The organism is Pontibacter sp. GD7, from assembly GCF_058216375.1.
In genome coordinates this window covers 51,297-64,564 of sequence record NZ_JBYZMP010000011.1, presented here as the reverse complement: position 1 = coordinate 64,564, position 13,268 = coordinate 51,297, and the positions used below count along the sequence as shown (strand labels likewise).

Sequence of the window (13,268 nt, the reverse complement as noted above, 5' to 3'; positions counted from 1 at the left end):
AACAGCTTTCGTTTTATACTTTTGTCAGCGACTTCTCGAAATCCGGATGTGCCTGGTCTTTTTCAGAGATCACCTCAGGCGCTATCGGCCACTCAATGTTAAAGGCCGGGTCGTTCCAGCGGATGCCTCTTTCAGCGCCTGGTGTGTAAAACTGTGTAACCTGGTACGTTACATCTGTGTTATCCTCCAGCGTGATAAAACCATGGGCAAAACCTTCTGGCACATACAGCATGCGGTAATTGTCGGCTGTCAGCTCCACTCCTATCCACTGCTTGTATGTTTCAGAATCTTCGCGCATGTCGATGATGACGTCGTAAATGGCGCCGCGCGTGCAGCGTACCAATTTGGTTTCCTCGTAAGGTGAGTTTTGCATGTGCATGCCTCTTAAAGTGCCCTTTTTCTTGTTATAAGACACATTGGCCTGCACAATATTTGTGTTCAGCCCGTACTCCTCAAATTCTTTCTCGCAATACGAACGGCCAAAAAAACCACGCTCGTCTTCCAATCGCTTTACATCAATAATGTAAGCGCCTTTAAGTTTTGTTTCTGTAAAAATCATATGCAGGGTTATGCAGTTTGTAGCTCGTTTTGTTTGATTTTATTTTTGGCAGTCTGGTGTGCCCATTGCAGCTGTTCGTTAATCTTGTTCGACTCCTGCAGGCTGGTCAGTACTTTCAGGCGCATCAACAGCGAATTTCTGAAGTCACCATCTTTAAAGTCCATCTCAAGCAGGCCATCGCGCAAACCCTGGATCGCTTCATTTAAATTATAAACTGGTTGGTGGTTCGGTGCCAGCTTTTTAAACAGGTCGAAGTTTACGCGGTATGAGCGTTTATCTGGCGCTGCATTGCGGTTTATACTTACCACGGTTCCCGGTATTACGTCGGCCACCGCCTCTGCCAGATCTGTTACCTGGTAGTTCCACTCATTAGAACCTGTGTTCACGGCCAGGAACTCACCTCCGTTGGATGCTTCTCTGGTAACGGCCCACTCAATGGCACGGGCCATGTCCTTAACATGGATCAGAGGGCGCCAAGGCGTACCATCACTCAGAATATTGATCTTACCGGTGGTCACTGCGCCAGCCACAAAGTCATTTAGCACCAGGTCCAGGCGCAGTCTGTCGCTCATGCCGCAGGCAGTGGCAAAGCGTAGGCAGGTTACCGTAAAGCCATCACCGGCCAGCGGTTCCAGCTCCTTCTCAGTAAATACCTTGGAGCGGGCATAGGCTGTTAACGGGTTCAGCTCGGCATCCTCTGTTTTAGCCTTTTCGGAGGCAGCGCCATACATGCTGCAACTGGAGGCAAACACAAAGTTTTTTACACCGGCCTCTTTGGCCAGCTTTGCAATAGCTATACTTGTTTTATAGTTTACATCCAGTGTTATATCTTCAAATCGGGTACCCATTGGGTCGTTGGAGATGGCAGCCAGATGCACCACGGCATCTACTCCGGTTAATATCTCAGCGTCAATGTTTCTCACGTCACCAAACAGCTGCATGTCCAGTTTGCTCTCTGGCAGCACGGCCGCATTGGTAAGGCACGAGGCAAAATAACCCATGTCGTAGCCGATTAGTGTCGCGTCAGGATATGCCTTGCGCAGCTGGTCAACCACGCCGGGTCCGACATATCCCATATTTCCGGTTATTAGAATTCTCATAGTATAAAGTATAGTTAAAGGGTTGGGGTTGAGATAAGAGGTTAGTTCACTGCTTTCGACAGCAATTTGCACCAGACGTTCCAGGGCGCTTCGCCCTTTTGCCACAGCTCTTCGAGCACATGCTTGTCGCGCAGGGTATCCATAGGCTGCCAGAAACCAGTATGGCGGAAAGCCGACAACTCGCCTTCTTCAGCCAAACGCTCCATCGGGCCTCTTTCCCAAATAGTGCTGTCGTCTTCAATGTAATCTATAACGCCAGGCTCCAGCACAAAGAAGCCACCGTTGATCCAGGGCATATCGCCGCCGGTAGGCTTTTCTTTAAACTGGTTGATGCGGGTTACGTCAGAGGCAAGGTTGAAGGCTCCGAATCGGCCTGGCTGCTGCACAGCCGTAAGTGTGGCCAGCGTTCCCTGCTCCTGATGGAATTTAACCAGAGCGGTTACATCCACATCGCTTACACCATCGCCATAGGTAAGGCAGAAAGTTTCATTGCCTATGTACTCTTTCACTCGTTTTAAACGGCCTCCGGTCATGGTGCCTTCTCCGGTATCAACCAGGGTCACTTTCCACGATTCTGTGTGGTTTTTGTGCACCTCCATGCTGTTTTTACGCATATCGAAGGTAACATCGGAGTTGTGCAGACAATAATTGGCGAAATACTCTTTAATGATATGGCCTTTGTATCCACAGCAGATCACAAAATCGTTTATGCCGTGGTGGGAGTATATTTTCATGATGTGCCACAATATCGGCTTGCCGCCAATCTCTACCATAGGCTTTGGGCGCACACCGCTTTCTTCACTTATCCTGGTTCCGTAGCCACCTGCTAGTATAACTGCTTTCATCAATAGTTGGGTTAAGGGTTAAAAATTAAAACACACGTAGCACCAAATTGCACTATAATCTGCCAGTGCTTTTTGAATGATACGGTAATAGCTATATTTTGATGTTTATTGAGGGTATTTTTCTCCACTTTTTAGGCAGTATGCTGCTTAAACCCTGACATACATTTATTTACAGCAAAGCAATGTCCTAGTTCCTGTGCCGTGAGTTTGATAAAAGCAGGGAATTAAAAAGAAGAAAAAATCGCCTTTGGATTATACTTTAGTACCGGCCGTACTAAAGCGATCTGTGTGTTCTGTTCTGAAATAGAAGTTTGAGCGTAAGGAAAATAAACATGCTGTTGGTGTACAGGTAACGTTTCCAAAGCCTTGTCGGCTCCTGCCAAAGTCTGTAGGTCCACTCAAGAGACAGGTTGCGTGCCCACTGCGGCAGGCGCTTTTCCAGGTTGGCGTAGGTCATGTAGGCCTGGCCCACACCCAGCATACAGGCATTTACCTTACCCTTATGCTCGGCCATCCAACGTTCTTGTTTCGGGCAGCCAAGCGCCACAAAAACCAGGTCCGGGTTCGCCTTGTTGATCATGTCGGTTATGGCCACATCCTCTATGTGGGTTAACTTGCGGAAAGGCGGGGAGTAGTAGCCGGAAATATTTAGTGCAGGGAAGTCCTGCTTTGCCTTTGCCACCACTGCCTCCAGCACCTTGTCGGTTGATCCGTAGAAGTACACGGACTTACCGCGGGCAGCAGCTTCCTGCAACAACCGGGGCAGCACATCCATGCCTGCTACCCGGTCTTGCCTCTGCCCATACATCACTTTCATCAGCTTGGAAAGGGGGCCTCCGTCTGGGGTGGCCACATCGGCGTTGTTCAATAACTCATTAAACTCCTTGTCGCGGTAAGCCTCTACAAGCATGTGCGCATTGGCAAAGCATACATACGAGGATCTTTTGTTTTCGCTTAACCAGAAAATGTGGTCAATAAAGTCGTTGAATGAGCCAGCTGAGATCAGGGAAGTTATCAATTTTCGCTTCTCCTTTAAGGGTGGTTCAGCTTTGTGGGTTTTAGGTTCGGTAATTGTATTAGTAAGCATTTTTCTCGCCTTTTATCATATTCCAGACAGTCAGAAAGATTATCTTCATGTCCATCATAAAACTCCAGTTCTCCATATATTGCACATCGTACTCAACTCGTTTTTCCATTAGGTGCAGCTCCTTTGTCTCGCCTCTGTATCCGCTTACCTGCGCATAGCCGGTAATGCCAGGGGTCACAAAGTGGCGCATCTTATACTTTGATATTACTTTGGAGTAGTGGTCCAGTTGCGACACCAGGTTTGGTCGCGGACCAACTACCGACATGTCGCCGAGCAGCACATTAAAGAACTGCGGCAGCTCGTCAAGGTTAGTCTTACGCAGGAATCGCCCAACACGGGTAATTCTAGGGTCATTTTTTGTAGCCTGAAGCTCTGTCTGGTTGTTCACGTGCATTGTTCTGAACTTGTAGCACACAAACAGGCGATTCTTCTTGCCCGGACGCAGTTGTTTAAAGAACACCGGCCCCTTCGACTCTAGCCTGATGGCCAGCGCAATCAGCGGCATCAGCCACGGGAAGATCAGGATAGAAACCGTTAATGAGAACACCACGTCGAAAGCTCGCTTCACGAACCTGTTTGAGGCAAGCTCCAGCGGCTCTTTGCGGATGCTGAGCATCGGCACATTGTGGTAGAAGTACATGTTCACATCGCGCTGCACAATGGCGCTGAAATCCGGTACAATGCGGAAGTATACAAAGTTCTCATCCGCGAACTGCGACAGGTCATCCAACTGCTCCCGGTCTGTTAAAGGCAGCGTATAGTATACTTCGTCGATGCTGTGTTGCAGGCAATAATCTTTCAGTTCATCTATACCGCCCTGCACCTGGCTGTAATAAGGGCTGAGCTTGTCCGGGTTATCATCAAAGAAGCCCATAAACTTAGTGCCCAGGTTATCGTTGCTGTTCAGGGTCTGGTAAAGCGAAATGCCTGCCTGCCCCGCTCCCACGATCACGTAACGGGTATGCGCTACATCCGACTTCGTGAAATAGCCTAAAAGCTTGTGCATGAGCAACCTGCTTATACTTATCAGCAAGGCCGTAGAGATGTAAGTATAAAGCAGCAGCAGGCGCGAAAGCTGCTCCAGGTTGAAGACCACGATGCAGCTTGCCAGTATGAAGGCGTGAAGTATAAATGCGTTTATCAGGTTTGCCACCTTCTTTTCGCAGGAGAACAACCCGTCGATACGGAACACAAAGTTCGAAAAGCCAGACACGATCCACCAGACAAGGGCAAACAACACGAAAAACACGCTATACTGGTAGTCGAAGTCAAGGCTACCGTACCTGAACAGGTTCGAGATCTTAAACGCAAAGGTAATGAGGGTGATATCCAGAATTAACAGGATTACTCTGTTAAAACTGTAATAGTGGCGATATTTATTCATTGTAAAGTCTGTAATTATACTGTCATACTAAAAGAAACTTTTACTTTATCCTGTCTTCACTAACCAACTCCTGGTCTCTCTATCATCAAATCATCTCCATGCTTAAGGCATGTCTTCTAGCAAACAATTTATAGTATTAAAATATTCCTATATTAAGAATCATTCACTAAGGCTTAACCGCTACATAGCGTTTTGCTATGTTTGGATTACTAACATGATTAGGTACGGCAGATAGGATGGCAAAGTTTATGATTTTACCTATATTAATTAAAAAAATGTAATTCTATAATATTGTAAAATACTGATACTTATATATTCTAAATTTCAAAATTTGCTTCATTTTGGATTATTAAGAAAGAATACCACGTTATAACAACAAGCGAAAGCCCCTTTAAAAGCAATTGCATTATTACAACAAGCCACACTTACTCAAGGCCAAACAGCATTTCTTTAAATTATAGAAGTGAGAATCCAAATACAGCCAAGTAACCTGAACTGACTGATCAGAAAATGTGCAACCAGCCTATTTTAGCATACACCTGATCACAAAACAGAGCCTGCAGCACAACAATATGGAACAAACCTATACCCGCGTGGCTCCTGAAAAATACCTATCCTAAACATAGTTCTAAAAACGAATAAATATTTTTCGCTCAAAATCGAAACTTCTCTGAACTAATTCACTCAATTTTAAATTCTATGAAAACATTAATTTTTAATTGGTTACAGTAATTTATATATTCATTGTTTAAACACTACTTATGGATAGGTTAACTTAATGTTCATGAGATTGTGTTCATATAATGAATTACTCAACATAAGTATAATACAATTTTATGCTACACAATTACAAATTCACCCTTTTGCACTATAATGCTGAAAAACCTGGCCACCATTAGCCAGGGCTGTGATCCCGGTCAATTATTATTTCAGTAGCCGGATAAGCGGCTATTGTTTCCCGCTACCAAACCTGTTGCTGTTCTCCGGACAGTTTTACCGCACTACTGAGTGGGTCTTGCACTCAGGCAAAATGCTTAAACAAAAACAGCAAAATTTCAGCTTATAGCTATGAAGTCGATTTTAACAAGCTTTATATTACCATTACTGTTTTCGCTTAATGGTCTATGGCTAGACTCTGCGCCTGCCACAGACTGTACACCAATTGTAACTTTATCAGGATCAGGTGACCTTTGCAGCACGAGCAGTGTTACCTTAACATCAAGCGAGGCAGGCACTTACAAATGGTCTACGGGTGCCACCACCAGAAGCATTACTATAACCGAGCCAGGGCAGTATTGGGTAGAAACCGTTGACGCAGAAGGTTGTAAGGCAACTTCAGAAACAGCGACTGTATCAGGTGCGCCGGATGCAAGCGTGTCGGACCCAGTAAACTATTTCACGTTTTGCAGCTATAGCGGCAATCAGTCTACCTTTAACCTTACCATAGAAAATACCTCTGCAACAAAAAGCACCAATGCCAGCTACGTGATCAACTGGGGAGATGGTGCCACTACCACGCTGGGGAAGGATTTTGAAACAGCCAGCCATACTTATTCATCTGCAGGCTCCTTTAATTTAGAGGTAACGGTAACAGGGGATAACGGCTGCACCAGCAAAAAAACGGAAAGGGTATTTATTGGCAGTAACCCAAGCCTGGGCCTGGCCAGCCGCGGCAACACCAACGACTGCGCCCCGGCAACCTTCATCTTCGACATCCTGAACACGGAGGGCAACTCACCTCAGACTATTTATACTTTCCAGTTCGACGATGGCAGCGCACCGCTTCGCTTCACCCATGCCAACCTGCCTAAAACCATTGAGCATACATTCACAGAGTCTTCTAAGGGCAAGCCTTTGAACTCTTTTACCCTTTCGGCTACGGCCGAGAACCCTTGCGGCATTACACCGGCTACCGTGGGTGGCATTAAAATATCGAAGGGCCCGGACGCTGAGTTAGGAGTGGACAAAAGTGTAGGGTGTGTGAATGAGCCAGTTAAACTTAGCGACCAGACAGTGAGCGGGTTTAACGCGAACTCCTCTAACCCAAATGCCACCTCCTCTTACACCGTGCAATGGAAAATATTCCCGGAAACCGGTTGGGAGTTCGTAAATGGCACATTTAAGTCTTCCAATCCTTCGGTTAAATTTACCAAACCAGGTGATTATACAATCCGGATCGTTTCTACCCCGACGGGCACCGGAACCAAATGCGCCGCAGACTCGGCACAAAAAGTGATCAGGATAAATGAGTTGCCTGAGGCTAAATTCAAACTGAGTTCTAACGGCAACTGCGCCCCGGCTACTTTTACTGCAACCAACACCTCAACCGGCGACGACCTGAAGTATGTATGGCAGGTAACACCTGCCACCGGCTGGGCTTTTGCCAATGGTAAAAATGCAGGCTCCCAAAACCCATCCTTCACTTTTACCAAAGCAGGCAAGTATGTGGTATCATTAACGGCAAGCAATAATTGCAAAAGTAGCCTGAAAGACACTACGATAACCATACAGGACAAACCGATCGTTAATTTGCCTGCACAACAGACCTACTGCGGGCCGCAAAGTATAACATTTGATGCCGGCAATGCAAAGCACGCACCGGCCTACCAGGCACAGGAAGCCGAAATAACAGCGTACACATGGCAGGTTAACGGACCTGGAAGTGTAGTTTATGAGAATGGAAGCAGCCAAAACGCAGCCAATCCTACTATCGGGTTTAACACTCCAGGCGAGTATGAGGTAAGTGTGGTGGCCACCAATGCCTGCGGCAACTCCGAAGCTGCCACACAAAAGATCACCATCAACCCCTTGCCGGAAGTAAAGGCAAGTTCACCTAAGCAGGAGATCTGCATTGGCGAGAGTACAACCATAAACGTAACAGGCACCGATACCTATACCTGGGCCCCGGCCACAGGACTGAGCGCCACCACAGGCAACAGCGTTACAGCCAAGCCAACCCAGACGACAACCTATACTATAACAGGTAAAAATAACGCTACAGGCTGTACCAGCACCACAACCTATACTGTAGTTGTAAATCCGTTGCCTGTTGTTACAGTTGCATCAGATAAAACCGCCATTTGCCAGGGGCAGGGTGTGGCTACGCTTACAGCAAACGGTGCCGACACCTATATCTGGTCACCGGCCACAGGCCTGAGCGCCACTACAGGAGCCTCTGTTACAGCCTCCCCTGCTGCTACAACTACTTATACAGTTACCGGCTTTAACGCCCAGACAGGCTGCTCTACTTCAAAGACAGTAACCGTAACAGTAAACCCACTACCACAGGTTAGTGCCGGAGCAGATATTACTGTATGTAACAATCCGGTGCCAACCAAGCTTACCGGCTCTCCGGCTGGCGGGGTATGGTCTGGTGCAAACGTAACTGCCGACGGTACTTTTACGCCTCCAACAGAAACCGGCAAGTATGAACTGGCTTATACTTACACCAACTCACTTGGCTGCAGCAACTCCGATAAAATGGTGGTAACGGTAGACCAGGCTCCAGTTGCCAATGCTGGCGAGGATAAAGTAGTATGCCTGAACTCAGGCAGCTTTAACCTGACAGCTACTCCGGCTGGCGGTACCTGGTCCGGGTCACATGTAACGGCATCTGGCACCTTTACGCCAGCTGCGGTTGGTACTTTTACGCTAACCTATACTTATGGCACTGGCAGCTGCCGCACTACAGACCAGATGCAGGTTACGGTAAATGCCCTGCCTACGGCACCTGTAGCCTCTGGCACAACCATCTGCCCGGGCTTCAGCACAACCTTGCAAGTACAGAACCCAACAGGCTCTCTGGTTTGGTTTGATGCGGCCACAGGCGGTAAAAAAGTAGGCGAAGGCGAAAGCTTTACAACCCCTGTTCTGGATAAGACAACTACCTATTATGTAGAAACAACCATACCTGGCGGCTGTACCAGTCCACGTCGTGCTGTTCAGGTAACGGTGCGCCCTGCCACTCCGGCCCCTATTGTGCAGCCGGTTATACTTTGCGGCACAGGCAACAAGGCCATACTTGTGGCAGAAGGCAACGCTAACAGCTACCAGTGGTTCGAAACTGCTACCAGCACAGAGATCATTTCTTCGGACAGAACATTTGACGCTGGCGTGGTAAACAGCAGCAGATCATACTTTGTGCAGGCCATTGTAGACGGCTGTATCAGCCCGAGAACAGAGGCTAAAGTAGAGGTATACCCTGTGTTAAGCAACAACACATTAACGGGTGTGCCAACCATTTGTGCCGGCCAAAAGCCTGCCACCATACCTGGCTCTGTTCCTGCTGGCGGCAATACAGTTTATACCTACGAGTGGGAAAGCAGCATCGAAAGCGCTACTTCGGGCTTTACAAAAATTAACGGTGCTACCCAGAAAGACTATGCTCCGGGTGTACTGACCAGAACTACCTGGTTCAGGAGAACGGTAAAATCTGCCAGTTGCGCCAGCACATCCGATGCGGTGGAGGTTAAGGTTACGCCTGTTATCTCTAACAATACTGTTAAGACCAGCACCAACACCATCATCTGCGAAAACAGCGTAACCGATGAGATAACCGGTACCTTGCCGGAAGGCGGCAGCGGCACTTATACGTACCTGTGGGAGATCAGCACGGCAGGTGCGGAAGGCCCTTACAGAGCCGCAACCGGCACCAATGATCAGCAGAACTATAACCCAGGCGCACTTGCAGCCACAACCTGGTTCAGAAGAGTGGTTACGTCCGGTACCTGCGAAAATCACTACAGTCAGCCAGTAAAGATCACGGTATACAAGCCAATTACGAACAACAGCATCTCGGGTGAGGCAACTATCTGCGAGGCGGAGACACCGGCAGTACTGCAGGGTTCACAGCCTGCCGAGGGCAATGGCAACTATGTTTACCGTTGGGAGATGAGCCACGACGGCACCAATTTCCAGACCGCTATCGGCGACAACAACAGCATCAACTATGCGACAGGCCCGCTAACCACGACTACATATTTCAGACGTGTGGTAAGCGGCGGCCCGTGCGGCACTAATATCAGCAACCTGGTTAAAGTAACGGTTAACCCGCGCATCCAAAACAACGGTATCAGCCCTGTAGACCCGATCTGTAGCGGACAGCAGGCACCTGCACTTAACCCAACGGCAGCCATCGAAGGCGGTAACGGCACTTATACTTACAAGTGGCTTTACAGCACCAGCGGTGCAAATGGCAACTATACTTCAGCTCCGGGCAACAATACAGCGGCCAGCTATAATCCGGGTGTACTAACCCAGACAACGTGGTACAAACGTGAAGTGATTTCCGGAGCCTGCAGCAGCACATCGGCAGTTGTGGAGGTAACGGTAAACCCATTGCCTGTGGCACCTACTGTAAACCCGGTAACCATCTGCGAGAACACCAAAGCAACCCTGAATGTGGTGGCCACAAGCGGCACTTACAAGTGGTATACTTCTGCTGCGGCTACCGATGCGGTACATACCGGCATGAGTTATACTACACCAGCATTAACTGAAACTACTACATACTTTGTTGAGTCGGTGAGCACGAACGGTTGCGGCAGTCCGCAGAGAGCAGCTGTAACGGTTACAGTTAACAAGAACATCAGCAACAACACCATTACGGCACCGGCACAGCAGCCGATCTGCGCGGGCCAGGTGCCGGGCATAATCTCAGGTTCGCAGCCAGAGAACGGTAACGGCACTTATACTTTCCGTTGGGAACGCAGCACAACCGGCCCGGACAATGGTTTTACAAGTATAACCGGCGCCACGGCGGCCACTTACCAGCCACAGGCTTTAAGCGCAACCACCTGGTTCAGAAGAGTGGTGGTATCTGGCCCATGCTCCGAAAGTATAAGCCCTGCCGTGAAGATCGAGGTAGTGCCGGTGATCAGCAACAACAGTATAACCGCTGCCCAGACCATTTGCGAAGGCGACGTGCCGGCAGATCTTAAAGGCACAGCCCCGACAGGTGGCAACGGCACTTATACTTACCTATGGCAAAGCAGCACCGACGGAAGCACCTTTACAGCAACCGCAGGTGTGAACAATGCACAAAATTATACTGCTCCGGCAGCCCTTACGCAGACAACCTGGTACCGCAGAATTGTCTCTTCCGGCCCTTGCCAACAGGACATAAGTGCAGCGGTTAAGGTAACGGTACAGCCGGCTATTAAGGATAATAATCTTACATCAGGTGATCAGACCATTTGCGCTGGCGCTGTTCCGGCAAGTATAACAGGCACGGCTCCGAAAGGCGGCAACAACACCTATACGTATACCTGGGAGACCAGCACCGATGGCACGAACTTTAGTGATGCACCGGGCACCAAAACCAATGCAAGCTATCAACCGCAGGCCCTTAACCAGAACACATGGTTCCGCAGAAAAGTAGTATCAGGAAGCTGCGAGAGTTATTCTACAGCTATCAAGGTAACCGTAAATGCTACGATTGCGGCAAATGAGATAACTGAAAGCCAGACCATATGTACCGATACGGCTCCGCAGCCATTGCAGGGAACGCAGCCAACCGGTGGTAACGGATCTTATACTTACCGCTGGGAATACTCCACCACAGGTGCCAACGCTACTGATTTCAGAGCGGTGGCAACTAACGGCACAAGTATAAACTACGCTCCGGGCATACTTAACACCACTACCTGGTTCAGACGTGTGGTAACTTCCGGTGCCTGCTCTATGGTATCGAATGTGGTGAAGGTGGAGGTAAACCCGATCATCAGCAAGAACATTGTTACGCTTTCGCAGAGCATTTACGCTGGTCAGGTTCCGGCGCCGCTTACAGGCTCTGCCCCTGCAGGAGGTAACAGCACTTATACTTACCTGTGGCAGTACAGCGAAAACGGCACCGACTTTATGCCGGCTGCTGCTCCGAATACTGGTAAAAACTACGCCCCTGGTGCGCTTAAGAAAGATACCTGGTTCAGAAGAATAGTATACTCTGGCGGTTGTGAGCATGTATCAGAGCCGGTAAAGATTACAGTTACGCCTGCCGTTGGCAACAACAACATTCAGGCAGACCAGGTAATCTGCTACGGCAACAAACCGGCAACGCTTACAGGCACTACACCGGCAGGCGGCGAGGGAGATTATACGTTTATCTGGCAGCAAAGCACCGTTGGCCCGGATGCCGGCTGGACCACGGCTACCGGTGTAAGCAATACGCAAAACTATACTCCGCCGGCACTGAGCCAGCATACCTGGTTCCGGCGCATCGTTATCTCCGGCCCTAACACCAGCACGAGTGAGGCGGTCATGATCACGGTGAAGCCTGCCATGAGCAACAACAAGATCAGTACCAGCCAGACGATCTGCTTTAACACAGCGCCATCTACCATAACAGGTACCTTACCAACCGGTGGCAGCGGCACTTATACTTACCTGTGGGAGGTTAGTACGGCAGGTGCAGACAAAGGCTTTACAACAGCGCCGGGCGCCAACAACAAACAGGACTACAACAGCAATCCGCTTACGCAAACAGTTTGGCTGCGGCGCGTGGTTACTTCTGAGTCGTGTGAGAGGCTGGTAAGCGATGCGGTAAAGATCACGGTAACACCTTTGCCGAAAACTCCGGAAGCGAAAGGCACCATCATATGCGCCGGTGCAAAGGCCACACTTACTGCAACCAGCGAAGGCGGCAGACTGGAGTGGTTTGCCAGCGCAGCAGGCGGAACGCCGGTTGCTACAGGCAGCAGCTATACAACACCGGTGCTGCAGCACACAACCTCATACTATGTGCAGGAGGTGTCGCAGAGCTGCGCCAGTGAGCGCAGGGAGGTAAAGGTAACTGTACAGGAGCCAAACGTGAGCGCAGGCCCTGATGTTACTATTGTAAAAGGGAGAAGCGCAGAACTGCAGGCAAGCGGAGGCATAAAGTATAGCTGGGCACCAGCCGAGACCTTAAGCAACCCGAATGTGGCCAATCCAACGGCCTCGCCGGAGGTAACCACTACCTACACCGTAACCGTGGAAACCGAAGGCGGATGCACGTTCACGGACCAGGTAACTGTAACGGTGCTGCCACATGTGTATATCCCGAACACCTTTACCCCTAACCGCGACGGTGTGAACGATACCTGGGAGATCCTGAACATCGAAAAATACCCTAACTGTAAAGTGCAGGTGTTTAACCAATGGGGAAGTCAGGTATTTGTGTCTGATGGGTACAAACAGCCATGGGATGGATTGCAGCAGGGCAAAGAACTCCCTATTGCCACCTATTACTACATCATACAGCTGGACAGGACAGAAAAGCCGATCTCAGGTAGCGTAACGATTGTTAAATAACCGC

6 protein-coding genes are annotated in these 13,268 nt (G+C 49.1%); 1 reads left to right on the top strand and 5 read right to left on the bottom strand.

Going from position 1 to position 13,268, the window contains the following annotated elements; all coding sequences use genetic code 11:
- Positions 1-13: 13 nt before the first annotated feature.
- The 5 genes from rfbC to AC4BAP_RS15830 all read right to left on the bottom strand — a co-directional run bounded on the left by rfbC (position 14) and on the right by AC4BAP_RS15830 (position 4,975).
- Positions 14-559 (bottom strand): dTDP-4-dehydrorhamnose 3,5-epimerase, encoded by a 546-nt coding sequence (gene rfbC, locus AC4BAP_RS15850; protein ID WP_490583648.1) that lies wholly within the window; start codon positions 557-559, stop codon positions 14-16.
- Between the two features lie 8 nt (positions 560-567).
- On the bottom strand, positions 568-1,659 hold the full coding sequence (locus AC4BAP_RS15845) for an NAD-dependent epimerase/dehydratase family protein (protein WP_490583647.1): 1,092 nt from the start codon (positions 1,657-1,659) through the stop codon (positions 568-570).
- Between the two features lie 41 nt (positions 1,660-1,700).
- Complete coding sequence (gene rfbF, locus AC4BAP_RS15840; RefSeq protein WP_490583646.1) at positions 1,701-2,504, bottom strand: glucose-1-phosphate cytidylyltransferase; 804 nt, start codon at positions 2,502-2,504, stop codon at positions 1,701-1,703.
- Positions 2,505-2,778: 274 nt separating this feature from the next.
- The gene (locus AC4BAP_RS15835; protein ID WP_490583645.1) at positions 2,779-3,591 is read right to left on the bottom strand and encodes a WecB/TagA/CpsF family glycosyltransferase; all 813 of its coding nucleotides are present in this window, start codon (positions 3,589-3,591) and stop codon (positions 2,779-2,781) included.
- Positions 3,581-4,975, bottom strand: a complete 1,395-nt coding sequence (locus tag AC4BAP_RS15830) for an undecaprenyl-phosphate glucose phosphotransferase (RefSeq protein ID WP_490583644.1) — start codon at positions 4,973-4,975, stop codon at positions 3,581-3,583. The genes AC4BAP_RS15835 and AC4BAP_RS15830 overlap by 11 nt, the downstream gene beginning before the upstream one ends.
- Before the next feature lie 1,068 nt (positions 4,976-6,043).
- On the opposite strand from AC4BAP_RS15830, the gene AC4BAP_RS15825 reads away from it, so the two are divergent.
- Entirely contained in the window at positions 6,044-13,264 is a 7,221-nt protein-coding gene (locus AC4BAP_RS15825; protein WP_490583643.1) for a gliding motility-associated C-terminal domain-containing protein, read from the top strand.
- The last annotated feature ends 4 nt before the right edge of the window (positions 13,265-13,268 follow it).